The following is a 26,137-nucleotide window of genomic DNA, read 5'->3' as shown; positions in this document are numbered from 1 at the left end:
ATGCTAAAACAACGAATAATAACTGCATTAATCCTCGCGCCACTGGCGCTTTACGCTATTCTTTTTCTTCCTATTTTTTGGTTTGAAATAGCCATTGCTGGCGTGGTCGGCATTGGCGCCTATGAATGGGCGAATATGTCGGGTGTGTGTGAACGCCCCAAAAAGCTCATCTATATGGCGAGTGCTTTTGCCATATGTATTGCGCTCTCATTAATTGTCGATGCAAGCACGATCTGGTATCAGGGGCAGTTACATGGTTTGTATCGCGCTATATTAACTATCGCCGTTCTGTGGTGGATTGCCTCCTTGTTTATGGTGCTTGCCTATCCTAAATACTCCAAATTCTGGAAAGACAGTCGCAGCGTTAGAACCCTATTCGGTGCACTTACACTAATACCTACGTGGGTAGCGGTAGTGGCGCTTCGAACGAGCTTGCACGATGTAGACCCGTTTTACGGTGCATCACTTATCTTTTACGTATTGGGTATTGTTTGGGCTGCAGACATAGGGGCTTTCTTTGTTGGCGTGAAATTTGGTCGCCATAAGCTACGTCCAAATGTATCGCCGGGTAAAAGTTTAGAAGGCTTATTAGGCGGTATTGCGGCTTCATTCGCTATTATTGCTTTTGCGGCCCTTCACTATCAGGTAGAGCCTTCACGTATTTGGCTCCACCTCGCTATTGGCGGTATCACGGTAGCTGTTTCAGCGCTTGGTGATTTAAACGAAAGCATGCTTAAGCGCTGTGCGGGTATTAAAGATAGTGGCAAAATTCTACCAGGGCACGGTGGTGTACTAGACAGAATTGATAGCTTAACGGCTGCGTTCCCTGTTTTCGCATTCTGCTATGTAACTTGGATGGCGTAATGCAAACAGTAACAGTGTTAGGGGCCACAGGCTCCATTGGTTGCAATACACTTGATGTAATAAATCGCCACCCAGATAAATACCGCGTATTTGCCATTACTGGTAACTCTCAGCTTGAATTACTTATGGAGCAGGCTCAGAAATGCGCACCGCGCTATGTGGTAATTGCCGATGACGCTAACTACAAAGTAGCTTGTGAGTTAGCATCTCAGTACGGTGTTGATGCAGAAATTCTCTCCGGAGCCAAGGCACTGGAAGAAGTATCAAGTGCGCCTGAAGTTGATGCTGTAATGGCTGCAATTGTTGGTGCAGCCGGCCTTTTGCCTACACTGGCGGCGGTAAAGGCGGGCAAACGGGTTTTGCTTGCGAATAAAGAAGCTTTGGTCATGTCTGGCGCTTTATTTATCGAGGCTGCGAACCAAAGCGGCGCTGAAATCCTTCCTATCGACAGCGAACACAATGCTATATTCCAGTGCCTCCCGCACGATTATGAATACGGTAATTTGGCGGCATCAGGCATTCGTAAAATTTTATTAACGGGCTCAGGTGGTCCGTTTAGGGAAAGGCCGCTAGATAGCTTTTCGGCAATTACAATCGATGAAGCCAGCACACACCCTAACTGGTCGATGGGCAGAAAAATTACAATCGATTCGGCGACCATGATGAACAAGGGGCTGGAATTTATTGAAGCCTGTTGGCTATTTGGCGCTGGGGTTGATGATATTGATGTGGTGATTCACCCGCAAAGTATTATTCATTCTATGGTGCAATATGTTGACGGTTCGGTCATCGCACAAATGGGCAACCCTGATATGCGTACCCCGATTGCCTATGGTTTGGCGCATCCTGAGCGCATCGAAGCGGGCGTGACGCCACTCGACTTTTCAGATATCTCAAATTTCAGTTTTCAAACGCCTTGTTTTGAGCGTTACCCAAATTTGAAGCTTGCTATGGATGCCTGTAAAGAAGGGCAATGTGCGACAACGCGAGTGAACGCATCAAATGAAGTGGCTGTTGAAGCTTTTTTAGAAGGTAAGATTCAGTTTTGTGATATTGCAAAAGTGAACGACGCCACGCTTAACGCCATGCCTTATGTTTCAGTAAGTTCTATTCAGCAAATACTAGAGCAAGACAGCTTAGCAAGAGCAAAAGCTAACGAGATTATTCGAGGTAAATTCCAGTGCTAGCATTTTTATGGAGCCTTGGTGCATTCATTGTAGCCTTAGGTATTTTGGTTGCTGTACATGAATGGGGGCACTTTTACGTTGCTCGTAAATGCGGTGTACAAGTAGAGCGTTTTTCAATTGGTTTTGGAAAGCCAATTTGGCGCAAGACAAGTAAGTCGGGCACTGAATATGTCATCGCTATGATCCCGCTTGGTGGCTACGTTCGCATGCTCGATGGTCGGATTGACGATGTACCGCCTGAATTGGCAAACAAAGCGTTTAATAACAAACCGGTTTTACAACGAATGGCAGTTATTGCTGCTGGCCCTGGCGTTAATTTTATCTTCGCATTTTTCGCACTGTGGTTAATGTATCTGGTGGGGCTGGAAACGGTTAAACCAGTAGTAAAACAGGTTGAGCCAGAAAGCATCGCAGCTATCGCAGGTGTGCAACCTGGTGATGAAATTATTAAAGTTGGCAGTAGAAATACGCCTGATTGGGAAGCCGTTAACTTAGAAATTGTCTCAAACATTGGTGCCGAAAATGCCAGTGTTACGGTTAAAAATTCAGCAAACGTTGAAAAAGAACTGAGTTTTACACTGAGTTCTTGGAACTTTGACCCAGATAGCGAGTCTCCTTTAAGCAGCTTAGGACTAACCCCTTATCGTCCAGATGCAACGTTAACCGTTGGGTTTGTAGGTGAAGGGAGTGCAGCTGAGCAAGCAGGCTTAAAGCCTGGCGATGAGCTCGTTGCATTAAATGGCACTAAGTTGTCGTCGTGGGAACGTTTAGTTGACGTTATTGTTGAAAGTCCTGGTGAGAAAATCTCACTTGAAATACAAAGGGATGGACAACAGCTGACATTAGATGCCACGATAGCGCGCCGCGATACTCCACAAGGGCAAAGTGGGTATCTAGGTGTAAGCCCAACATTCGAGCCTTGGCCAGAAGGGTATGTGTTTACGCATCAGTATGGCATTATAGAGGCTATTGGGAAGGCGCTAGATAAAACTTGGCGTCTTATGACACTCAGTGTCGAAATGATAGGTAAGCTCATCACGGGCGACGTGTCGGTGAAGAATTTGAGTGGTCCTATCTCAATTGCTCAAGGTGCGGGAACAAGTGCTGGGTATGGACTTGCGTACTTTTTGAGTTTTCTTGCCTTAATAAGCGTAAATTTAGGCATAATAAATTTATTACCCTTGCCCATGCTTGACGGTGGTCACCTCATGTTTTTTATCGTGGAGTGGATCACAGGCAAGCCTGTGCCTGAAGCGGTGCAGGAATGGGGTTACAGAATAGGTGGCGTGCTTCTGTTTATGATCATGGGTATCGCAATTTTTAACGATATCGCTCGCATAACCTGATACAAATCAGGAAGTACAAAACAGCTAATACAAAACGCGGCCAGGAAAAGAAAAATAGATGAAGTTAAAACAGTTAGTAGCAGCCGGAGCCATTCTTTCCAGTGCTAGCTTTGCCAACGCTGCGGCGCAAGACAGTGAATTTGTCGTTGAAGACATTCGCGTGGAAGGTTTGCAACGCGTTGCACTTGGTGCAGCCTTAACCTACTTGCCCGTCCAAGTTGGCGACGAGCTTAATACATTTAGGGTAACGCAGCTTATTCGCTCGTTGTACTCTTCAACTCACTTTGAGAATGTTGAAATTCTTCGCGATGGAAACACGCTTGTTGTACGTGTTTCTGAACGTCCTACCATCAGCAATATCATTTTTGACGGCAACGATGATATTAAAGATGAGCAGCTACAGGAAAGCTTGGACGGAAACGGTGTTCGCATTGGTGAACCGCTTGATAAGACAGTACTAACTTCTATTGAGAATGGCCTAAAAGACTTCTTTTATAGCATTGGTAAATACAATGCTGATGTAACAGCCATCATCACACCGTTACCGCGTAACCGCGTAGACTTGAAGTTGCTTTTCGAAGAAGGCGATGCCGCTGAGATTGAGCAAATCAATATTGTTGGTAACGAAATCTTCTCAGACGAAGAGCTGATGGAGGCTTTCGAGCTGCAGTATGACACACCTTGGTGGGATTTCTTATCAGAAACCCGCTACCAGCAACAAACCTTGCAAGGTGATATGGAAACGCTGCGTAACCATTACTTGAACCGCGGTTACTTGCGTTTTAACGTCGACTCTACCCAAGTTTCAATGACACCTGAAAAGTCAGGCATCTACATTGCTATGAACGTGACAGAGGGTGAACAGTACACTATCTCTGAAGTTGAATTAGTGGGCGATGTACTTGGCCATGAAGAATATATCGAGCGCGTGCTTCCGCTTACAACGGGTGAGTTGTATAACCAAGCAGAAGTGACGTATACAGAAGAATTTATCAGTAAGTATCTTGGTCGCTTTGGGTACGCTTACCCAACAGTAACTACGGTTCCTGAAATTAATGACGAAGACAAAACGGTTAAGCTGACACTGTCTGTTGACCCAGGTAAGCGTATATACGTCAACCGTATTAAATTTAACGGTAACGTGGTAACAGCGGATAGCGTACTACGTCAGAACGTAAGCCAGATGGAAGGCACGTGGCTGTCGAATAACTTACTGGAGTCTTCTAAGAACCAGCTTTCTCGACTTACCTATATGGAAGAAGTTGAGTTTGAAACCATACGTATTCCGGGGTCGGAAGATAAAGTAGACGTTAACTTTAACGTCAAAGAACAGCCTTCGGGCTCGTTTAACGCCGGTATCGGTTACGGTGATAGAACGAAGCTAAGTTTACAAGCGGGTATCCAGCAAGATAACTTCTTAGGTACAGGTAAGCGTGTTGGCCTGAACCTTAGTACGGTTTCTTATCAGCGTAGTGCGCAAATCACCTATAACGACCCTTACTTTACCATTGATGGTATCAGCTTAGGTGGAAGCATAGGCTACAGTGAATTCGACGGTTCTGACTTTAACGTTATCCAGTATAACTCTAAACGTTGGTCAATTGGTGCGAACATTGGTTACCCAATTAACGAATTCAACCGTATCAACTTTGGCTTGACCTACAGTAACGTCGAGCTCTTTAACCGTACTTATTACGAGCAAACCGAACAGTTCTACAATCAGTTCACTAATGGTGAAGATCCAGATGCAGCCATTAAGTACGATAGCTACTTAGCAAGTGTCAGCTGGAGCAGAAGTACACTTAACCGTGGTCTATTCCCAACGGCGGGTTCTTCTCAGCGTGCTTCACTTAGTATTACTACACCGAACTCAGATGTTAACTACTTCAAGTCAGTATTTGATGGTAAATGGTACTTTCCATTATCTCGCAATCAGCGCTGGTCTTTCCTAGCGCGCGTGCGCCTTGGTTACGGTAATGGATATGGTGACATAAACGGCAACGAGCAAATTCTACCGTTCACAGAGAACTTCACTGCGGGTGGTTCTGACTCACTACGTGGTTTCGAGAACAATACAGTCGGTCCTCGCGGTATATTCTTAGGTAACTCTGGAAGCATCACTGGCCCAGATGGCGAAGTGTTCCCGGGCGATCCATCTGATGCACTGCTGTCTTGGTCGAGACGAAGCCTAGGTGGTAACGCGATGGCTCTGGGTGGTATCGAGCTTATTGTACCTACGCCATTTGTTGAAGAAGAAATGGATAACTCAGTTCGTACAAGTTTGTTTGTGGATGTGGGTAACGTATGGGATACTGAGTTCGACTATGACTATTACCGTCAGTTTGACATAGATCCATCTCAAAACGGCGAGCTATTGGACTATTCTGACTGGAGCCTGTATCGTAGCTCGGCAGGTATATCGGTCCAGTGGGTTTCACCAATGGGGCCAATGGTATTCAGCTTCTCGAAAGCGATACAAGAACGTGATGGTGACGATTCAAGATTCTTCACTTTCAATATTGGTCAAACTTTCTAAGACATTAAAGCGAGCGCATCTAAGGTGCGCTCTATAATAAGATTCACAAAAGGAGTTCCCTTTGAAACAGTTGGTTAAACATATCGTTGCAGGAGCAATGTTGGGTAGCGCTTTAGTTAGTACATCTGTAATGGCAGAGCAGAAAGTTGCGGTTGTCGATGTGCAAGGTATTTTCCAAGCGATGCCTCAAGCGGCTGAAATTCAAAACGCTATTCAGGCTGAGTTTAAAGATCAGCTTGAAGAAGTGAATCAACTGCAGCGCGATGGTCAGTTCTATGCAGAACGTCTTCAACGCGACGCGGCAACAATGAGCGATGCAGAGAAGAAAGAACTAGAACAAAAAATCTTGTCAGTACGTGAAGAGCTAGCTAAAAAGGGTCAACCTTTACAGCAAAATATCCAACGTCGTAGCAACGAAGAGCGCAACAAACTTCTTGGTCTTATCAAGCAAGCTATCGACTCTGTTGCAGCGAAGCAAGGTTACGACCTAGTGCTTAATGCTGGTGCAGTTGCGTTTGCAAAAGAAGAGCACGACTTATCTGAGCAAGTTCTTCAGCAAGTAAGCAAAACTAACTAATCAACTACACGAGTAGTTGTAAAATTTATCAGGCCAACTCCCCAAAGGTGTTGGTCTGATTTGTTTTTTGCGCTTAACAGCGTATGGTTGCCGCCGTTTTTAGTTTTTACGGCGAGTTTGACCAAAATACCAATCACAAACATTGGTATAAAACAGTTGTAGGTCATGCTTGTATACAGGAGAAAGTTTTTGGCCAATTCACTTAATACCATCGAAATTCAGGAAATATTGGAATTACTACCACATCGGTATCCGTTCCTACTTGTTGATCGTGTAACAGACTATGTTCTGGGTGAGTCTGTAAAGGCTTATAAAAATATCACTATCAATGAGCCGTGTTTCATGGGGCACTTCCCTGAACAGCCAATTTTCCCAGGTGTATTAATTCTTGAAGCAATGGCACAGGCTGCCGGTGTCCTAGGATTTAAGACAATGGGTAACAATGATAAGTTATACTTGTATGCAGGAATTGATAACGCACGCTTTAAGCGTCCTGTCGTTCCAGGTGACAGGCTTGAGTTTGATGTTGCTCTAGTAAAAGAGCGCAGAGGGATTTGGAAATTTAAAGGTACTGCAAGCGTCGATGGCGACATCGCTTGTGTTGCAGAGTTTATGTGTGCGATGAGAGAGATAGCGTAACGTGATCCATCCTACTGCGGTAATTTCAGAAAGTGCAACGATTGGTGAAAATGTCACCATTGGCCCATTTTGCGTGGTTGACGACAACGTCACCATAGGCGATGGCTGTATTCTGAAATCACATGTGGTGGTACGCGGCCCAACGCGTATCGGTAAAAACAATAAGTTTTATCAGTTTTCTTCAATAGGTGAAGACTGCCAAGATAAAAAATATGCGGGTGAACCTACTGAGCTTGTTATTGGTGATAATAATGAGTTTAGGGAAGGGGTAACCGTTCACCGAGGCACTATTCAAGACAACAGCATTACTATAATCGGTTCTCGCTGTTTATTTATGGCCAACTCTCATGTGGCCCATGATTGTGTTCTTGGCAACGACATCATTATTGCAAACAGTGTTGCGATTGCTGGTCATGTCCACATGGACGACCACGTGATCGTTGGTGGTGCTGCAGGTATTCACCAATTCTGTAAGATTGGTGCGCATTCGTTCTTGGGTGCTGGCGGTATTATCCTGCGCGATGTGCCTCCTTTTGTTATGGTCAGCGGCCAAAAGAATATTCCACAGGGAATTAACTCTGAAGGACTTAAGCGCCGTGGTTTTAGCAAAGAAGAAGTAATGGCTATTAAGCGCGCTTATAAAGCGATATACCGCGAAGGTAACACAGTAGACGAAGCCATTGAAAAGCTTGCCGAGCCTGCACAGGAATTCCCCGGTGTAGCACTTATGGTGAAGTTCTTACAGGACTCCAAGCGAGGCATTATTCGCTAATTATGTCTAAACCAATTCGTATCGGCATGGTTGCCGGAGAGCCCTCTGGTGACGTCCTTGCCGCCGGAATGGTTGCAGAGTTAAAACGCCAATATCCCGATGCGGTTATCGAAGGTATTGGCGGTCCAAATATGATAAACGCGGGTTTTCATAGTCTGTTCGATATGGAAACCTTGTCAGTTATGGGACTTGTTGAAGTCCTTTCCCATCTACCTGCCATCTTAAAAGTTAAAAAGCAGCTGCTCGCACACTTCGAGCAAAACCCACCCGATATTTTTGTGGGTATAGATGCGCCTGATTTTAACTTAAGAGTAGAAAAAGCACTTAAAGCCCGCGGCATCAAAACCATGCACTATGTAAGTCCTACTGTATGGGCGTGGCGTGAAAAGCGCATACATAAAATAGCGAAAGCAGCTAATCGCGTATTAGGTTTATTTCCTTTTGAGCAGCAGGTTTACGACAAATACAATGTTCCCTACACCTTCGTAGGGCATACAATGGCTGATGCTATAGCCATTGTGCCGGATCAACGCGCATCACGAGACGCATTAGGTATAGATGGTAATGCTCCCGTACTGGCAGTACTTCCCGGCTCGCGACGCGGCGAAGTGGATACACTACTTCCAGTTTTTCTTGAGACCATAGAAGCTATTCATGCTAAACGCAGCGACATTCAATTTCTAATTCCTGCCGCTAACGAGCATCGGCTTGCGCAAATAAAAGCGATTTTGCTTGAAGCTGATAATGCAGAGGAACGTTTACCCATTCAGGTAACCCAAGGCACATCGCGGGATGCGATGATAGCTAGCGATGTTATCTTGCTCGCATCAGGCACGGCTACCTTAGAAGCGATGCTGTGCAAGCGCCCTATGGTAGCTGCCTACAAACTGTCACCGCTCACGTATAAAATTATGCAGCGCTTGTACAAAGCGCCGTTTTTCACTTTGCCAAACTTATTGGCTGATGAGGCAATTATTCCTGAATTACTTCAAGAAGAGGTAAACGCAGAGAATATGAGCAATCAGTTACTTAACTTTTTCGAAAGTGATAATTCTGCCCTGATTTCCCGTTTCACCGACCTCCACCATACGCTAAAATGCAATGCTGATAAAACAGCAGCAAAAGCTGTCGTGGAGGAATTGTTTGCATAAGTTAATTGCCGGCGTTGATGAAGTGGGTCGCGGCCCGTTAGTAGGTGATGTGGTCACTGCCGCGGTCATTCTCGACCCTGAAAACCCCATTGAAGGGCTAACCGACTCTAAGAAACTGAGTGAAAAAAAGCGCGTAGCGCTTGCCCAAGAAATTCGTGAAAAAGCACTCTACTGGAATATCGGCAGAGCGAGCCCAGAAGAAATAGACAAGCTCAATATACTGCACGCTACCATGCTCGCAATGATCCGCGCAGTGGAAGGTTTGCCAGTAAAACCTGACTTTGTACGCGTAGACGGCAACCGCGTTCCTGCTTGGAATTTTGAGTCTGAAGCGGTAGTGAAAGGCGATAGCCTGCACGCAGAAATTTCCGCTGCGTCCATCATTGCCAAAGTAGAGCGAGACAACGATATGATTTCGCTTCACGAGGCCTACCCGCAATATAACTTTGCCGGGCACAAAGGTTACCCCACAAAAGCACACTTTGAAGCCATCGCTGAATATGGCATCTTAGATTGCTATCGAAAAAGTTTTAAACCTGTAAAAGCGCTACTCGAAGAGAAATAACATCATGTCATCGCCATTTATTCATTTACGTGTTCACAGCGACTTTTCGATGATGGACGGCCTGAATAAGGTTAAGCCTATTCTGGGTAAAGTGGCCGCGCTTGGCATGCCTGCCGTGGCGATCACCGACCAAATGAATATGTGTGGCTTGGTAAAATTTTATTCAGAAGCACATAACTTAGGTATAAAACCCATCATTGGTACCGATTTTTGGGTTACCAATGAAGTCTTTGGCGATGAGCCTTTCAGACTAACCCTTATTGCAATGAACAATGAGGGATATAAGAATATTACTATTCTTATCTCCAAGGCCTACCTTCGTGGACACTTGGCACACCGTGCGGTTATCGATCAAGAATGGTTAGCAGAGCATAGTGAAGGTGTGATTGTGTTGTCAGGCGCACAGCACGGTGACGTTGGTGTGGGTTTAATGAAAAACAACGCCAAAATTCTCGATAGTGCCCTTGAGTTTTATCAAACACATTTTCCTGACCGTTTCTATTTAGAGCTTATTCGAACCGGCAGACAGGGTGAAGAGGATTACTTACACCTTGCCGTGGAGCTTGCTGAGCAGCGTGATTTACCCGTGGTAGCCACCAATGAAGTGTGCTTCATAGACCGGGAAGGTTTTGATGCTCACGAAATTCGAGTATGTATTCACGATGGCTACACGCTTGATGATAACCGCCGACCTAAACGATACAGCGACCAGCAATATCTGCGCACTGCAGAGGAAATGGTGGAGTTATTTAGCGATATTCCTGAAGCCATAGAAAATACGGTTGAAATTGCCAAGCGCTGTAACGTTACCGTACGGTTAAACGAGTACTTCTTACCGCAATTTCCAACCGGCGGCATGACCACCGAAGACTTCTTGGTTAAGGTGTCTGAAGAGGGGTTGGAAGAACGTCTAGAATTTCTATTTCCCGATGAAGAAGTGCGCAAAGCGAAACGGTTAGAGTACGATGACCGACTTCGCATTGAGCTTGAAGTTATCAACCAAATGGGTTTCCCAGGCTACTTCCTTATTGTAATGGAGTTCATTCAGTGGAGTAAGGATAACGGAATTCCGGTAGGGCCAGGGCGGGGTTCTGGTGCGGGTTCACTGGTGGCTTATGCCCTAAAAATTACCGACCTAGACCCGCTTGAATTCGACTTGCTATTCGAACGTTTCTTGAACCCAGAGCGTGTATCCATGCCCGACTTCGACGTCGACTTCTGTATGGATAGACGAGACGAGGTAATCGACCACGTTGCTGAGCTTTACGGACGTCAGGCGGTATCGCAAATCATTACGTTTGGAACAATGGCGGCAAAAGCGGTAGTGCGTGATGTTGGCCGCGTGCTTGGTCACCCTTACGGCTTTGTAGACAGAATCTCGAAGCTGATTCCACCTGACCCTGGCATGACGCTAGAGAAGGCGTTTAAAGCTGAGCCACAGCTACCAGAAGTGTATGAAAGCGATGAGGAGGTGAAAGACCTTATCGATATGGCGCGAATACTTGAAGGGGTTACCCGAAATGCCGGTAAGCACGCCGGTGGTGTTGTTATTGCGCCAACCACAATTACTGATTTCTCGCCTTTGTATTGTGATGACGAAGGTAAAAACCCCGTAACCCAGTTCGACAAAAACGACGTTGAAACGGCGGGCTTGGTAAAATTCGACTTCTTAGGTCTTCGTACGCTGACTATTATTCAGTGGGCAATAGATATGATCAAAGAAGGGAAAAACGTTGATGTAGATATCAGCGCCATTCCGCTTGAAGATCCTAAGAGTTTCAGAACCCTTCAAAACGCCGAGACAACTGCGGTATTCCAGCTGGAATCTCGCGGTATGAAAGAACTAATTAAGCGCCTTAAACCTGACTGCTTCGAAGATATTATCGCACTGGTGGCCCTGTTCCGTCCGGGCCCGCTGCAATCAGGCATGGTAGATAACTTTATTGATCGTAAGCACGGACGTGAAGAAATTTCCTACCCCGATGCTGAATATCAGCACGAGTGCTTGAAAGAAATTCTAGAGCCTACCTATGGCATTATCTTGTATCAGGAACAGGTAATGCAGATAGCCCAGGAAATGGCGGGCTACTCGCTGGGCGGCGCTGACTTGCTTCGTCGTGCTATGGGTAAGAAAAAGCCAGAAGAAATGGCCAAGCAGCGCGGCACGTTCGCTGAGGGTGCGAAGGGCAATAATATTGACCCAGATCTAGCGATGAAAATCTTCGACTTGGTAGAAAAGTTCGCGGGTTACGGGTTTAACAAATCTCACTCTGCTGCTTACGCGTTGGTGTCTTACCAAACCCTGTGGCTGAAAGTGCATTATCCTGCGGAATTCATGGCTGCGGTAATGTCGGCAGATATGGATAACACCGATAAAATCGTGACGCTTGTCGATGAATGTGAGCGCATGGGCATCGAAATACTGCCGCCAGATTTAAATGCGGGTAAATACAAATTTACCGTCGATAGCGAAGGTCGCATTGTTTACGGTATCGGTGCGATTAAAGGGGTAGGTGAAGGCCCGATTGAGGCGATTATTGAAGCGCGGGAGACCCAAGGGGCATTTAAAGATCTTTTTGATTTCTGCGCCAAGATAGACATTAAACGCGTAAACAAACGGGTACTTGAAAAGCTAGTATTAGCGGGGGCAATGGATAACTTAGGTCCGCATCGCGCTAGTCTTATGGCGAGTTTACCCGAAGCCCTTGCCGCCGCTGGACAGCACGCAAAAGCCGAGTCTTTTGGTCAGTCAGACATGTTCGGGTTACTGACTACCGAGCCAGAAGACGTGAAGCAAGCGTTTGCTGACGTCCCTGAATGGCCTGAGAAAGTATGGCTAGAAGGTGAAAAAGATACCTTGGGCTTGTACTTAACCGGTCACCCCATCAATCAGTACGCGGAAGAACTGCGTTACTACACCGACGGGCGTTTAGTTGATTTAAAACCAACGAACAAGGACCAAATGGCCAGCGCAGTAGGATTGGTGCTTGGTGTGCGTGTTATGACGAACAAGCGGGGTCGTCGCTGGGCCATAGTGACACTGGATGATAAGAGTGCCAGAATAGACGTACGTTTCTTCCCCGATATGTACGAACAGTTCGAAAGTGTGTTAGAAACTGACAGAATATTGCTTATAAAGGGACAGGTCAGCTTTGATGATTTCTCTGGGGGCAATACAATCACCGCCCGTGATGTAATGGACATTGTTCAGGCACGAGAGAAAAACGCGAGAGCGCTGGCACTTAATATTGATACCCAGCTGCTTGAACCGAAGAAAATGAGTCAGATGCAATCTATCCTGCAGGCATTTAACGGTGGAAGTTGTCCTGTTCAGTTAGCGGTAACCCATCCAGACGCTGAAGTAACCCTAGCGTGTGGTGCAAGATGGTACGTTACCCCTGAAGACCAACTTTTGCACGATCTCAAACAATGTTTGGGAGACAAAGCCGTTTCAATTCTCTACCATTAAGGGTAAGAGTTCGATAGATTGGACATCTCGCGTTTGCATAGACGAGCGTAGTACGAATAGGACATGAAATGAGTATACAGTTTTTGGACTTTGAACAGCCAATAGCCGAACTAGAAGCAAAAATTGAAGAGCTTAGGTTGGTGAATCAAGGTGGCGAGTTTGACGTTGGTATTGAAGAAGAAATCAATAAGCTTCGCGGTAAAAGCGCAGAGCTGACTAAAAAGATCTTTTCTGATCTTGGCGCATGGCAAGTTTCTCAACTTGCTCGTCACCCAATGCGTCCATACACGTTAGATTACATTCCTCGTATTTTTACCGAATTCGACGAGCTTGCTGGCGACCGCGCGTTTGCTGACGATAAAGCGATTGTTGGTGGCCCAGCAATGCTGGATGATCAGCCGGTGATGATTATTGGTCATCAGAAAGGGCGTGACACCAACGAAAAAATTAAGCGTAACTTCGGTATGCCTAAACCAGAAGGTTATCGTAAAGCCCTGCGTCTTATGAAGATGGCCGAGCGCTTTAACATGCCTATCATCACCTTTATCGATACGCCGGGAGCGTATCCTGGTGTTGGCGCTGAAGAGCGTGGCCAGAGTGAGGCAATCGCGAAGAACCTATTCGAGATGGCTGAGCTTACCGTCCCAATCGTGTGTACCGTTATCGGTGAAGGTGGTTCAGGTGGTGCACTAGCGATTGGTGTTGGCGATCGTGTTAATATGCTTCAATATTCTACGTACTCGGTGATTTCACCAGAAGGTTGTGCGTCTATTCTGTGGAAAAGCGCAGAAAAAGCCCCACTCGCTGCTGAAGCGATGGGCGTAAGTGCGCCACAAATTAAAGAGCTAGGCCTGATTAACAGTATTGTTGAAGAGCCATTAGGTGGTGCGCACCGCGATCACAATGGCATGGCGGCTAATTTGAAGGCCGTCATTAAGCAGCAGCTTAATCAACTTAAAGAGCTAGATAAAACCAAATTGCTGGAAGAGCGTTACCAGCGCTTAATGTCGTTCGGTTATTGCTAAATTCGTCGGCCTTAGCGGCCAGTGAGATTTCGCTGCTTTACGGTCTGGTGATAATTAGCTCATAGTATTTAAGGGGTTGTTTACCATAGGTAACCAACCCCTTAATGTTTTTAAACGCGCTCTAGGACCTGTTGAACTTTGCGGTACAATTTTGCTGCGGCCTGTGTGCCCTCTAGACCAAAACTGGTACATCAAAGAACAACAGTTCTTGGGTTAAAATTAGAAGGTATCCAAGGTCAGTGACCCCGCTACAATCTCCCACCATCGAACACATCGTAAATCGTATTGCTACGTCACTTACCGATATTCAACTATCGCTTCAGACGCCTTTGGTGGTTGCCTACAGCGGTGGTGTTGATTCGACAATATTACTACAAGCGGCTATCGCCTTTCGCGAGCAATTCGGCGGTCCTATTCACGCTGTACACGTAAACCACGGATTAAGCAATAATGCCGAACAGTGGGCAAAGCACTGCGAATTACAGTGTCGTCTTGAAGACGTAGCATTTCATTTGTATCGAGTTGATGTTGATACTGGGTCGAGAAAAAGCCTGGAAGCAGAAGCGCGTAAGGTTAGATACAACGCACTGTTAGAAGTGTGTAACCAAATAGGCGGTGTATTGCTTTTAGGACAACATGCCGAAGATCAGCTTGAAACCGTATTGCTTCAGCTTAAACGCGGTGCTGGTCCACAAGGCTTAGCGGGTATGGGAGAAGTCCAGTACCGAGGTGACACCTTGATAATGCGCCCTATGCTAGCACTAGAGAAAGCCGAAATTGTGGCTTATGCCGAAGAGGAAATGTTGCAGTGGGTCGAGGATGAATCTAATCAGCAAAACAGCTTTGATAGGAACTTTTTAAGGAACGAAATTATACCTCACCTGCTGGAGCGGTGGCCTAAGTTAACCAAAACCGTGGGGCGCAGCGCAGAGCTTTGTGCCGAGCAAAGTGCATTAGTTAGCGATTCAGCCCAGCAATATTTTAAAGATTGTAAACGCACAGAACTAAGACTAGACGGGCTAAAACTCGCTACATTGTCTTTACCTTGGCAGGCTATGGTCATTCGCGCGTGGTTTCGAGCTCAAGGCCAGCTGTCGCCGTCAAAAGCACAGACAGACCAAGTTCTCGCAATGCTAAAGGCAAAGCACGACGCAACTCCTGAAGTGAACTTTAAATGGGGCAGGGTAATACGGTTTGACCAAGACCTTTATTGGGTGGTGAACGCTACTCATGAAGTACCGCAAAACCTAGAATTAGCGCCCAACCAAGATATCGCGCTTCCTTGGCTTAGAGGCCATATTCGAATTGCAGTGCCAAAAGCGCGAGAAGAAGATACCGTTTCTCTGCAAACCAATGCTCGCAACCTTAAAGTAAAGCCAGAAAATGCGAATGTATCTAAGTTACTGAAAGAATGGTTTAAGGTATGGCGCGTGCCACGATGGGAGCGAAATGGTGTGCCCGTAATCTTGATTAACGATGAGCCTGTCGCACTGATTGTTGAAGGCCGTTGTGTTTATCTGCAACCCAAAGCGCCAGATATGGAAATAACCTTTAGTCTCGACTGAAGCTATGGAGCACTGAAAGTACTTTTTTTGAAAAGCCTGGATACTATTATTTATGGTATCCATGGCAATAATATGCAAAAGCGGCATTGCTTTGCCGCCATCCTGATAAATTTAAGTCTCGACGCTACGCTGCGTGATAGCTGTTCTTACCAGAGTTTTTCACCCGATATAGTGCGTTATCAGCACGGTCAAATAGGCTGCTTATTGTGTCGCCATCGCGATAAATAGCGCCACCAAGACTGGTTGATACACCTAAGCGAGATAAGTAGCTCGAGCTATTGATACTCATCTGAATACGCTGGGCTGCACATGCTAACTGTTGCTGGGTCTGACAGTCTAACAAGCAGCAAAACTCATCGCCGCCATAGCGAAATGCTTCGTCTTCGTCTCGCAGGACGTTAGATAAATGCGATGCCACATGGACAAGTACTTTGTCACCTTCACCATGCCCAAAATTGTCATTCACATATTTAAAGTTGTCTAAGTCGATCACCAAAAGTGCGAAAGGGTCGTCGTGCCTTTGCGCCCAACCTAGCTGTCTGGTCATAGACTGCTCAAAGCCCGCGCGGTTACCTAAGCTGGTTAATACGTCTTTAGTTGCCATTTGCTGAACACGCATTAAAGACAAGGCATGTCTTACTTGTTTTCCAAATAAATCATGTAGTTGGAATAGACTCTCTCGTTGCGATAACGACAAGGGTGAACTAATGTAATAGTAGACATGGGCTTGATCACCGTTTACCGAAGTGGCACCTTGCAGTGGTAAATCAATCAGGGTTGACGATATTTTTGCATTGCCGTACACCCAACGCGAATCGAAATCGGATAAGCTGAATCCGACAATTGGCAATAACGTGTTTAGCTGCTGAAAGTAAACGCCACCTAATTCTTGTAACTCAAGCGTAGAAAGCAGCTGTGTCACGAAGCCTGATAGCTCACTAAATGATAGCGAGTTACCCGTGCTTTCAGCAGGATAAAAATTGTTATGTTGTGTGCTATCGTAGACTGAAGTTGAAAAATCCACAGTAGTGCCCCTATACAAAATGCGTTGATATGCAAAGAAACAAGTGTCAAAGCCCTGACGTTTCTGTGGCCATAACCTCATTTTCGAGGGTTTTATGGCGATCACAGCGGCAAAACTTGCCGGATCTGCATTTGTAATGTCTTCTGTAGAGTAATTTTGCAAACTGAATGCCAATAAATAATTTGTAGCATTAGTCTTTAGTTTAAAGCGTTAATAGGTGTGAACCGTTGTAGCTGTTTTTCGAACGTAAGTTTACTTAGCTTTTGGAGGTAGTGTGGGGACGAGTTTTTTAAATATCGTGATACTAATGTTTATATCTGTCTGTGCAGTTGCATTATTTAAACGTATCCATCTCCCTCCTATTCTGGCTTATCTTTTCGCTGGGGTACTCGCCGGCCCACAGCTGCTATCTGTGTTCGCGCATCCAGAAGAAATGCACCTACTGGCCGAAGTGGGCATTGTATTTCTACTCTTTTCGTTAGGGCTGGAGTTTTCGCTTCCGAAGTTATTAGCTATGCGCTCACTGGTGTTCGGCGTAGGGCTAGGACAAATGGTATTTACCACTGCGGTCTTTACTTGTGTTCCATTGTTTTTCGGGATCCCAATTAGCGCGTCCATAATTATTGGTGGCACGCTGGCATTAAGCTCAACCGCTATTGTAATTAAGCAAGCAACCGAAATGGGCATTCTTAATAACAGGCGTACACAATTAGCGGTGAGTATCTTACTGTTTCAAGACTTAGCGGTGGTTCCTTTTCTTATCGCCATACCCTTGCTAGCGCAAACCGGAGAAGTAAGTATTGCACTTGCTTTGGGTGAGGCATTGTTAAAAGGCGTTTTTGTTATTGCGTTTCTCATGTCAGTGGGTAAATGGTTACTACCTTGGGTGTTTAGAGAGGTCGCAAGAACAAGAACAGACGAGCTGTTTGTTCTGACCACTATTTTAATAGCCCTATTGGCTGGAGGGCTTACCTATTATTTCGGGCTGTCTATGGCACTAGGGGCTTTCTTGGCGGGTATGATGTTGGGAGAAAGTCAGTATAAATATCAACTTGAAGCCGATATTCGTCCGTTTCGCGATATTTTGATGGGCTTATTCTTCGTAACGGTTGGCATGCAGCTAGAGCTAACCGTGCTATGGAACAGCTTGTTTGAAATTGTTTTTGGCGTCTTTGCATTGATGATAGTTAAAGTCATCTTAGTAAGGGCAGCGTCTTTATTAGTTAAAACTGATGCAATAGATGGCTGGTCTGCTGGGGTAAAACTTTGCCAGATTGGAGAGTTTAGTTTTGTTATTGCGGCACTTGCGACCACACACGGCGTGTTAACGTCAGAGCAATCATCGCTGATTGTGTGCATGGGTGTAATCAGTATGGCATTAACACCATGGCTTATGAACAACAGCGTCACTATAGCAAGGCGTATTGTTAACAAGGATATCTCGTTCGACGACAATGCTAGTTTAGGTCAGGGGGAACCCTTGACTAACCATGTAATTATTTGTGGTTTTGGCCGAGTGGGGCAGTCAGTAGCACGCATGCTTAAAATGGAAGGTATTCATTTTGTTGCCATTGATATGGACCCGGTCAGAGTGCACGAAAGCCGAAATGCGGGAGAGCCAGTTATCTTCGGAGATGCGAGCCAAAAAGATATATTAATCAACGCCAATGTAGAGGGCGCAAAGCTTGTACTTGTAACGTTCGACCAGGTTGATAAAGCGAAGCAAGTGATCACCCAAACCCGAAGTATTACGAATACAACTGACGTGATGGTACGCACCAAACGTGATTATCAACTTGAGAGCTTGTACAACGCGGGCGCCAATCAAGTCGTGCCGGAATTACAAGAGGGCAGCTTAATGTTGGTATCGCAAGTGCTGCACTACGCAGGGGTACCAATGTCACGTATTTTAAAACGAGTTCGTGCGGAGCGAAAAGGTCGCTACGATCACCTACATGGCTTTTACCCGGGAGAGACAACTGAAATCACCTACGGCACAGAAGACAAGTTAGAGTTTATTCATGCTGTGGTGTTATCCGAACACGCATCGTGTATTGGCAAAGCTATCAAAGATATTGATTTCTCACGTATGCGAGTAGCGATAAAAGGCTTGAGGCGCGACGGTAATGAAGTAAAAGACCCGGACCAAGATGCTATTTTGCAAGCTCACGACGTGCTGGTAATTGCAGGTAAGCCCCGTCGCGTAGAGCGGGCGGAACGCAAACTATTAGAAGGGAGCTAGCGCGCAGTTAAACGTAGCGTTATCTAATCTAGCGCGCCGACGGGGAAACGAGCGCTAAGCGACGCGGTCGTTTTCCAAATCCGCAAATTGCTTTTTTAAGTCGTAACGCTCGTCTGTCACGATTTTCTCTAAAACGGAAACTCGCTCCTTAAGTTCTGCAATTTCCGCTTTGTAAGCATCTGTTTCTTTGCTGTTCAATTTCTTTTTGCTTTTGTCTTTTGCACTATCGACAATGGAAACTAATGCCCAAGCACAAATGGCTACTATTGCAATCGCGGTCATATTCACGGTGGTATCCCTCACAAATGGCTTTAAAAGAGTGTAGGTGAAAATGTGGCCTATTACCTAATTCACCCAGTATTTAGTCAAATACTTATTGGTAAAATTACTGCCTAGTTTACGGTACTATAGCGGTTATCTAACTTGGTTTTCAGTAAAAAATGTAACCAGGTAAGTCCATCACTTCAGCAGTGTTATAATGAGAGTTTGCAATTAAGTTGCCAAGTGACAAAAGTCATTACTTTCTAAAGAGTTAGGATGTTTACTTAGGTCAACACAAAATAATTGTTAACTAATTTCACCAAGTAAAGTAGCAAAATTGACGAATGAGTGACCAAAATAGCAACCTTTCAACATCGAGCTTTGACCTTGCAAATAAGCAAACCCCAGAAAAAGCGGCCGAGCAAGAGCCGCTAAGTGAATTTTCAATGGAGCAGAGCACCACTGAAGAAGACGTCATGTGGATGAGGCATGCGTTAACGCTTGCCGATAAGGCTGAGTCGATTGGTGAGGTACCGGTCGGTGCTTGTGTGGTGTTAAACGGTGAGCTTATTGGCGAAGGCTTCAATACCCCGATAACAGATAACGACCCCTCTGCCCATGCAGAACTGCGAGCCGTTAAAGAGGCCGCTTCCAAAGTGCAAAACTACCGTCTTATTGACGCTACCCTGTATGTCACTTTAGAGCCCTGTTCTATGTGTGCGGGCATGTTGGTCCATGCACGAGTAAAGCGAGTGGTGTTTGGCGCAAAGGATGCGAAGACTGGCGCTGCGGGTTCGGTAATGAACTTGTTGCAGCATCCGGCGTTGAATCATCAACTTGAGATAGTATCTGGCGTGTTAGCTGAAGAGTGTGCTAGCAAATTGTCAGATTTTTTTCGTAAGCGTAGGAAGGAAATCAAGGCTGCCAAAAAGGCGAAAAAACTGCTAGAGGGGGATGCTTCAAACTAGTGTTTTATGGTACCGCTTGAAGATGTGCTTAGTAGAGTAATTCGCCTAATTGATTTATCGCTTGCAGGTTTAATCAGTGACCCCTAAAGCTTTATAGATATTTAGCTAGGTGTACGGGTTAACTGAGTGAACATATCGCTGGTGACAAATAGCTTACGGCGCTGAAGTACTTTTTGGTGACAACGCTTAAGCATCAGTCTGCGTCTGTTATTGTTTTTCAATTTTATTCCTTTTTTCATAAAACGATTTTTTTTCATTTATTCTCCTTTCTCTTTTTTCTGTCGTAGACACGTATTCACGTTGAGTGCTCTTTTTTGTCTTTGAGAAAGTGAGCCAGCATTTGGCTAACTGTTTCTAAGGGTACGGTACAAAGATGACATCGAAATGACAATTTTCAAGACAGTGAAAGACGAGTTACTCTAAATTTTCCCTTGTTCGTCCAACCACACTAGGCTGTCATAGTAACGACGAATATTTTCTACGTATTGCAAGGCTTCATCGCCTCGCGCATATCCGTAACGGGTGGTGCGATAGTATTTCTTTTGTCTTAGTTGTGGCAAGCGACGTTTCACATCTACCCACAAATCTGGGTTGCCCCCCTGTTGCTCGGTAAGAATGCGGGCGTCTTCCAAATGGCCCATACCGATATTATACGATGCCATAGCCATCCAAGTTCTATCTGGCTCGCTAATTCTTGCCGGGATGCGATTTAGCAAACTGGCGAAATAACGGGATCCTCCGCGAATACTTTGCTCTGGGTCGGTTCTGTCATCCACATTCCAATCGCTCGCCGTATCCATGGTAAGCATCATAAGGCCACGAACCCCAGTTCTTGAAATAGCATCACTATCCCAATGACTTTCCTGATAACTCATAGCGGCTAACAGTCGCCAGTCTAGATCGCCCGCGTACTGCTGAAATAGTGACTTGTACTGGGCTAGCGTAGACTCGGCCGCATAGTTAAATGCGCGACTGTCAACGTAATCAAATTGTCTAATGTGACCAAAATATTTGTCTTCTAATACCGTAAACCAGCCAGATTGATGCACGGTGCCGAAATACTCAATCAATGCTGCTTTAACAGAGTCGTCTTGATGCAAAGGCAACGCCCACGCCATAGGCATATCTTCGTTAAGGGTCTTTGCCACGGCTAAATTAGGGTAACGTCTACGCTGTAGAGCTAGGCGGTTGCTGTCTGCCACTGTGTAAGCAATGTCGCCATTGGCAACTTGTTGCAACAGTTCTTCAGAGTCAGAATCTTCGGTGGTAACAAGCTGGGTTTTTATTTCAACAGCTTCACTATCACTAGCTTTGTCGCCTAAGCTCTCTAACAAACTAGACAGCAGGTGAGCTTGGCTACTACCTGCAACCGTAACAATAGGGGCATCGAGTTCTAATAAGTCTCTAGGCCTTGACGTACCAGCCTGAAATACAAGCTCTTGCTGAACGTGTTGATAAGCGGGGCCGTAAGCGAACCTATTCTTAAGTGAAGGTGTAACCGCATCGCCAGTAGCGACAATATCCAAATTACCTTCTTCTAATTGTTCCAGCATGACTTCATAGCTGTAAAAAGGGTACAGATCGAGCGTCACACCAAGGTAATCGGCAAACCCAGCTAATAATTCATATTCAAACCCCTGTGGGCCTTCCGCACCATTATAAAAAGTACCAGCGCCATAAACCGTTCCAACGCGGATAGACTCCCGTTCCAGTAATGAAGACAAGGCAGTGGGGACTGTAGGAACGCCACAGCTCATAACAGCAACAGATAATATGATTATTAATTGTAGTTTTAATCGTTTTTTATAGTCTTGTGACTGCATAGACCTTTACTTGTTGTCATTAAACTATTTAAGTTTAAAAAAAAGTTCATGTAAGCGCGTTATGAGGTTACTTACTGCGCATAATTACTCTATAATCCGCGCCGAAATACTCATCAATCCAAGAGGCAACGCGTCGCATTGGTGGTCGTTGTTTCTAACAAACCAGGTAAATCAATATGTTGGTCCTTCGAGGCGCTCCTGCACTATCAGAGTTTAACCAAACTAAACTGATTGCAAAGCTGGGTCAATCCGGCGTTAGGGTTAAAAACCTATATAGCGAATATGTTCACCTAGTCGATTCCCAAGGTGACTTGTCTAAGCAGCAAATAGAGATACTCGAGAAGCTGCTCACTTACGGCCCCGCGAGGCAAGCACAAACCCCTTCTGGAACCTTCTTCCTCATCACTCCTCGCCCCGGCACTATCTCTCCCTGGTCTTCTAAAGCCACCGACATCGCTCACAACTGTAGTTTAAAAAGTATTAATCGCATAGAGCGTGGATGCGCGTTTTATATCGAAACAGACAACGCTCTGAGCGAAGATGACTTTGCGCTTGTTGCCAGCTTCTTACACGACAGAATGACAGAGTCAGTGTTTACGAACACTGAAGATGCGGCGGTGTTATTTGCTCACACCGAAGCTAATACTTTTACCAGTGTAGATGTATTAGGCGAAGGCAAAGACGCGCTAGTTAATGCAAATGTGTCGTTAGGCCTTGCTTTAGCTGATGATGAGATTGACTACCTGTTTGATAGCTTTACGAAGCTAGGCAGAAACCCGACTGACGTTGAACTTTACATGTTTGCGCAAGCAAACTCTGAACACTGTCGTCACAAAATTTTTAACGCTAGCTGGACCATTGACGGCGAGGACCAAGAAAAGTCGCTGTTTAAAATGATCAAAAACACCTACGAGTTGTTACCTGATCACGTGTATTCAGCTTACAAAGACAACGCAGCGGTAATGGAAGGATGGCAAGCTGGTCGTTTCTTCCCGAACCCTCAGTCACACCAATACGAATACCATCATGAAAATATTGATATTTTGATGAAGGTAGAAACCCATAACCACCCAACGGCAATTTCACCTTTCCCAGGTGCGGCAACTGGCTCTGGTGGTGAAATCCGTGATGAAGGTGCTACTGGTCGTGGTTCAAAACCTAAAGCGGGTTTGGTTGGTTTTACCGTATCTAACTTACGTATTCCTGGTGCTGAGCAGCCGTGGGAATTTGAATACGGCAAGCCACAGCGTATTGTAAGCGCCCTTGATATTATGCTTGAAGGTCCACTAGGTGGCGCTGCGTTTAACAACGAGTTTGGTCGTCCTGCGCTACTGGGTTATTTCCGTACCTTTGAGCAAGAAGTAAATAGCTTCAACGGTGTTGAAGTGCGCGGCTATCACAAACCTATTATGTTAGCTGGTGGTTTAGGTAATATTCGTCGCGAGCATATTGAAAAAGGCGAAATCACGGTAGGCGCTAAGCTTATTGTGCTTGGCGGCCCTGCAATGAACATTGGGCTTGGCGGCGGTGCAGCCTCATCAATGGCATCTGGCCAGTCAAACGAAGACTTAGATTTTGCTTCAGTACAGCGAGACAACCCTGAAATGGAGCGTCGCTGTCAGGAAGTGATTGATGCATGTTGGCAGTTAGGGGATAACAACCCTATCCAGTTTATCCACGATGTGGGCGCAGGTGGTCTTTCAAATGCACTGCCTGAGCTGGTTAATGACGGTGGCCGTGGCGGTAACTTTGAGCTTAGAAAAGTATTGTCTGACGAGCCAGGCATGACGCCGCTGGAGCTATGGTGTAACGAATCCCAAGAACGCTATGTTTTATCTGTCGCGCCAGAAAATATGTCAGTGTTCGAAGCAATTTGTGCCCGCGAACGCGCGCCGTTTGCTGTGGTTGGTGAAGCCACTGCCGAGCAGCACCTCAACCTGAACGATAGCCAGTTTGACAACAAACCTATCGATATGCCTCTTGATGTACTTTTAGGCAAACCGCCTAAAATGCACCGCGACGTAAGCTCGACCAAGGTAAGCTCGCCAGCACTAGACGAGGCAGGCATTACCTTAAGTGATGCAGCAAATCGCATTTTATCTTTGCCTACTGTGGCAGAGAAAACCTTCCTTATCACTATTGGCGACCGCTCGGTTACCGGCCTTGTTAGTCGTGATCAAATGGTAGGCCCATGGCAGGTGCCAGTGGCAGATGTGGCGGTTACTGCAACAGCGTTTGACACCTACCACGGTGAAGCGATGTCGATGGGTGAGCGTACGCCTGTTGCGTTACTATCGCACGGCGCGTCTGCACGTCTTGCTGTGGGTGAAGCGTTAACCAATATTGCCGCAGCAAACATCGGCGATATTAAGCGCATTAAACTGTCTGCAAACTGGATGGCAGCAGCTGGACACCCAGGTGAAGATGCGGGTCTTTATGAAGCGGTTAAAGCTGTGGGTGAGGAGCTTTGCCCAGAGCTAGGTCTAACCATTCCTGTGGGTAAAGACTCTATGTCGATGAAAACGGCATGGAATGAAAACGGTGAAGATAAAGCGGTGACTTCTCCGCTATCACTCGTTATTTCAGCCTTTGGCGCAGTAAAAGATATTCGCAAAACCCTAACGCCACAGCTACGTACAGACAAAGGCGCAAGCCGCTTGTTACTACTCGATTTGGGCGAAGGTAAAAATCGCTTGGGCGCGAGCTGCCTGGCACAAGTCTATACTCAGCTTGGTGATAGCCCCGCAGATGTGGTTTCTGCAACTCGCCTTAAAGCCTTCTTCGACGCTATGCAGGCGCTTATCGAGAAAGGTTTGGTATGTGCTTATCACGACCGTTCAGACGGTGGCCTGTTTACCACCGTTGCTGAAATGGCCTTTGCCGGTAAAACAGGCGTAAGCATTAACCTTGATAGCCTTGTTGGAAACGACATTGCCGTATTGTTCAATGAAGAACTAGGTGGCGTCATCCAAGTGCTTGAAAGCGATATGGATGCTGTTAACGCAGTACTGACTGAATTCGGTTTAACTGAATTGACTCACGATATCGGTACGCTTAATAGCACAGACATGATTGAGTTTAGTCGCAACGGCGTTGCTGTACTTGCAGATAGCCGCGTATCAATGCGTACGACGTGGGCACAAACTACGTATGAAATGCAGAAACTTCGTGATAACCCTGAGTGTGCTGAACAAGAACACGCTGCAAAGCAAGATGCTGCCGACCCAGGTTTGCATGCTGCGTTGTCTTATGATGTAAACGATGACGTAGCAGCGCCATATATTGCCAAAGGCGTTAAGCCCAAAGTTGCGATATTAAGAGAGCAGGGCGTAAACTCGCATCTAGAAATGGCGGCTGCATTTACCCGTGCAGGCTTTGATGCTATCGATGTACACATGAGTGACGTGTTGGCGGGTCGCATTACCCTTGAACAGTTTGCGGGTCTAGCTGCTTGTGGCGGTTTCTCTTACGGTGACGTGCTGGGCGCAGGTGAAGGTTGGGCGAAATCTATATTGTTCAACAGTATAGCTCGCGACCAGTTTGAAGGCTTCTTCAACCGTAACGATACGTTCAGCTTAGGTGTGTGTAACGGCTGTCAGATGCTATCGAACCTTAAATCACTGATTCCAGGTACTGAGCATTGGCCACATTTCGTGACCAACCAGTCGGCGCGATTTGAAGCTCGTGTTGCTATGGTTGAGGTTATGGAGTCTAACTCTGTGCTGCTTGATGGCATGGCAGGTTCGCGTATGCCTATTGCGGTGTCGCACGGTGAAGGTCAGGCTGAATTTGCTAATGACAACGCGCTATTACAAGTAGGCGCGCAGGTGGCGATGCGTTACGTAGATAACTACGGCAAGCCAACCATGCAATACCCGGCGAACCCTAATGGCTCTCCACAGGGGATCACAGGTCTAACTTCACTAGACGGACGCAGCACCATCATGATGCCGCACCCTGAACGTGTATTTAGAGCGGTAGCAAACTCTTGGCGTCCAGACGATTGGCAAGAAGACGGTGCGTGGATGCGTATCTTCAGAAATGCTCGTAAATTCGTTGGCTAAATAAATTGGCTATTCAGAAAAACAGGGGCTGACCCCTGTTTTTTTGCCTGATTTATACC

At 46.0% G+C, this 26,137-nt stretch carries 19 protein-coding genes; 15 read left to right on the top strand and 4 right to left on the bottom strand.

The annotated features are described in order from the left end of the window. The 12 genes from BGK61_RS14355 (at window position 1) to tilS (ending at window position 15,696) form a co-directional block, all read left to right on the top strand. Window positions 1-864: a phosphatidate cytidylyltransferase gene (locus tag BGK61_RS14355; RefSeq protein ID WP_014997569.1), complete on the top strand. Its 864-nt coding sequence runs from the start codon at window positions 1-3 to the stop codon at window positions 862-864. After that, complete coding sequence (ispC, locus tag BGK61_RS14350) at window positions 864-2,051, top strand: 1-deoxy-D-xylulose-5-phosphate reductoisomerase (protein ID WP_076011146.1); 1,188 nt, start codon at window positions 864-866, stop codon at window positions 2,049-2,051. Before BGK61_RS14355 ends, ispC begins: the two co-directional genes overlap by 1 nt. Further along, a complete protein-coding gene (rseP, locus tag BGK61_RS14345) occupies window positions 2,045-3,397 on the top strand; it encodes a sigma E protease regulator RseP (RefSeq protein ID WP_076011147.1) in 1,353 nt (450 codons plus the stop codon). The genes ispC and rseP overlap by 7 nt, the downstream gene beginning before the upstream one ends. Window positions 3,398-3,455: 58 nt before the next feature. Further along, a complete protein-coding gene (bamA, locus tag BGK61_RS14340; protein ID WP_076011148.1) occupies window positions 3,456-5,933 on the top strand; it encodes an outer membrane protein assembly factor BamA in 2,478 nt (825 codons plus the stop codon). 61 nt (window positions 5,934-5,994) lie between these two features. Beyond that, window positions 5,995-6,510, top strand: a complete 516-nt coding sequence (locus tag BGK61_RS14335; protein ID WP_014948561.1) for an OmpH family outer membrane protein — start codon at window positions 5,995-5,997, stop codon at window positions 6,508-6,510. A 189-nt stretch (window positions 6,511-6,699) separates the two neighbouring features. Continuing rightward, the gene (gene fabZ, locus BGK61_RS14330) at window positions 6,700-7,149 is read left to right on the top strand and encodes a 3-hydroxyacyl-ACP dehydratase FabZ (protein ID WP_014948562.1); all 450 of its coding nucleotides are present in this window, start codon (window positions 6,700-6,702) and stop codon (window positions 7,147-7,149) included. Window position 7,150: 1 nt separating this feature from the next. Next, window positions 7,151-7,921, top strand: coding sequence for an acyl-ACP--UDP-N-acetylglucosamine O-acyltransferase (lpxA, locus tag BGK61_RS14325; RefSeq protein WP_014997573.1), 771 nt, complete (start codon window positions 7,151-7,153; stop codon window positions 7,919-7,921). 2 nt (window positions 7,922-7,923) lie between these two features. Then, on the top strand, window positions 7,924-9,072 hold the full coding sequence (gene lpxB / locus BGK61_RS14320) for a lipid-A-disaccharide synthase (protein WP_076011149.1): 1,149 nt from the start codon (window positions 7,924-7,926) through the stop codon (window positions 9,070-9,072). Continuing rightward, the gene (rnhB, locus tag BGK61_RS14315; RefSeq protein WP_014997575.1) at window positions 9,065-9,637 is read left to right on the top strand and encodes a ribonuclease HII; all 573 of its coding nucleotides are present in this window, start codon (window positions 9,065-9,067) and stop codon (window positions 9,635-9,637) included. Before lpxB ends, rnhB begins: the two co-directional genes overlap by 8 nt. A gap of 4 nt (window positions 9,638-9,641) precedes the next feature. Beyond that, window positions 9,642-13,106 carry a DNA polymerase III subunit alpha gene (gene dnaE / locus BGK61_RS14310; RefSeq protein WP_076011150.1) on the top strand — a complete coding sequence of 1,155 codons (3,465 nt, stop codon included), beginning with the start codon at window positions 9,642-9,644 and terminating at the stop codon, window positions 13,104-13,106. 68 nt (window positions 13,107-13,174) lie between these two features. Next, window positions 13,175-14,131 (top strand): acetyl-CoA carboxylase carboxyl transferase subunit alpha, encoded by a 957-nt coding sequence (gene accA / locus BGK61_RS14305; protein WP_076011151.1) that lies wholly within the window; start codon window positions 13,175-13,177, stop codon window positions 14,129-14,131. A 239-nt stretch (window positions 14,132-14,370) separates the two neighbouring features. Continuing rightward, window positions 14,371-15,696: a tRNA lysidine(34) synthetase TilS gene (gene tilS, locus BGK61_RS14300; RefSeq protein WP_076011152.1), complete on the top strand. Its 1,326-nt coding sequence runs from the start codon at window positions 14,371-14,373 to the stop codon at window positions 15,694-15,696. Between the two features lie 124 nt (window positions 15,697-15,820). On the opposite strand, the gene BGK61_RS14295 is transcribed toward tilS, so the two are convergent. After that, the gene (locus BGK61_RS14295; protein WP_076011153.1) at window positions 15,821-16,720 is read right to left on the bottom strand and encodes a GGDEF domain-containing protein; all 900 of its coding nucleotides are present in this window, start codon (window positions 16,718-16,720) and stop codon (window positions 15,821-15,823) included. 274 nt (window positions 16,721-16,994) lie between these two features. Between BGK61_RS14295 and BGK61_RS14290 the strand changes: the two genes are divergently transcribed. Beyond that, window positions 16,995-18,962 carry a monovalent cation:proton antiporter family protein gene (locus BGK61_RS14290; protein WP_083648658.1) on the top strand — a complete coding sequence of 656 codons (1,968 nt, stop codon included), beginning with the start codon at window positions 16,995-16,997 and terminating at the stop codon, window positions 18,960-18,962. Between the two features lie 54 nt (window positions 18,963-19,016). On the opposite strand, the gene BGK61_RS14285 is transcribed toward BGK61_RS14290, so the two are convergent. Beyond that, window positions 19,017-19,244: a hypothetical protein gene (locus BGK61_RS14285; RefSeq protein WP_014997581.1), complete on the bottom strand. Its 228-nt coding sequence runs from the start codon at window positions 19,242-19,244 to the stop codon at window positions 19,017-19,019. Between the two features lie 323 nt (window positions 19,245-19,567). Here BGK61_RS14285 and tadA point away from each other — a divergent pair, with 323 nt between their 5' ends. Further along, window positions 19,568-20,191 (top strand): tRNA adenosine(34) deaminase TadA, encoded by a 624-nt coding sequence (gene tadA / locus BGK61_RS14280; protein WP_076011155.1) that lies wholly within the window; start codon window positions 19,568-19,570, stop codon window positions 20,189-20,191. 101 nt (window positions 20,192-20,292) lie between these two features. On the opposite strand, the gene BGK61_RS19630 is transcribed toward tadA, so the two are convergent. Together BGK61_RS19630 and mltF are read right to left on the bottom strand one after the other, a co-directional pair. Continuing rightward, window positions 20,293-20,448 (bottom strand): hypothetical protein, encoded by a 156-nt coding sequence (locus BGK61_RS19630; RefSeq protein WP_014997583.1) that lies wholly within the window; start codon window positions 20,446-20,448, stop codon window positions 20,293-20,295. Between the two features lie 162 nt (window positions 20,449-20,610). Beyond that, window positions 20,611-22,014, bottom strand: a complete 1,404-nt coding sequence (gene mltF, locus BGK61_RS14275; protein ID WP_076011156.1) for a membrane-bound lytic murein transglycosylase MltF — start codon at window positions 22,012-22,014, stop codon at window positions 20,611-20,613. A 176-nt stretch (window positions 22,015-22,190) separates the two neighbouring features. On the opposite strand from mltF, the gene purL reads away from it, so the two are divergent. After that, on the top strand, window positions 22,191-26,078 hold the full coding sequence (purL, locus tag BGK61_RS14270) for a phosphoribosylformylglycinamidine synthase (RefSeq protein WP_076026103.1): 3,888 nt from the start codon (window positions 22,191-22,193) through the stop codon (window positions 26,076-26,078). Window positions 26,079-26,137 lie beyond the last annotated feature (59 nt).

The sequence above is a fragment of the Alteromonas abrolhosensis genome, assembly GCF_001953635.1.
Lineage (GTDB): Bacteria > Pseudomonadota > Gammaproteobacteria > Enterobacterales > Alteromonadaceae > Alteromonas > Alteromonas abrolhosensis.
The sequence above is the reverse complement of the archived record's forward strand: the minus strand, read 5'-3'. Positions and strand labels throughout refer to the sequence as shown.

Coding starts and splice junctions, on each gene's coding strand:
- lpxB (WP_076011149.1), top strand. CDS start 7,924: ATGTCTAAACCAATTCGTATCGGCATGGTTGCCGGAGAGCCCTCTGGT.
- mltF (WP_076011156.1), bottom strand. CDS start 22,014: ATGCAGTCACAAGACTATAAAAAACGATTAAAACTACAATTAATAATC.
- ispC (WP_076011146.1), top strand. CDS start 864: ATGCAAACAGTAACAGTGTTAGGGGCCACAGGCTCCATTGGTTGCAAT.
- bamA (WP_076011148.1), top strand. CDS start 3,456: ATGAAGTTAAAACAGTTAGTAGCAGCCGGAGCCATTCTTTCCAGTGCT.
- BGK61_RS14355 (WP_014997569.1), top strand. CDS start 1: ATGCTAAAACAACGAATAATAACTGCATTAATCCTCGCGCCACTGGCG.
- BGK61_RS19630 (WP_014997583.1), bottom strand. CDS start 20,448: ATGAAAAAAAATCGTTTTATGAAAAAAGGAATAAAATTGAAAAACAAT.
- accA (WP_076011151.1), top strand. CDS start 13,175: ATGAGTATACAGTTTTTGGACTTTGAACAGCCAATAGCCGAACTAGAA.
- purL (WP_076026103.1), top strand. CDS start 22,191: ATGTTGGTCCTTCGAGGCGCTCCTGCACTATCAGAGTTTAACCAAACT.
- tadA (WP_076011155.1), top strand. CDS start 19,568: ATGAGTGACCAAAATAGCAACCTTTCAACATCGAGCTTTGACCTTGCA.
- dnaE (WP_076011150.1), top strand. CDS start 9,642: ATGTCATCGCCATTTATTCATTTACGTGTTCACAGCGACTTTTCGATG.
- BGK61_RS14285 (WP_014997581.1), bottom strand. CDS start 19,244: ATGACCGCGATTGCAATAGTAGCCATTTGTGCTTGGGCATTAGTTTCC.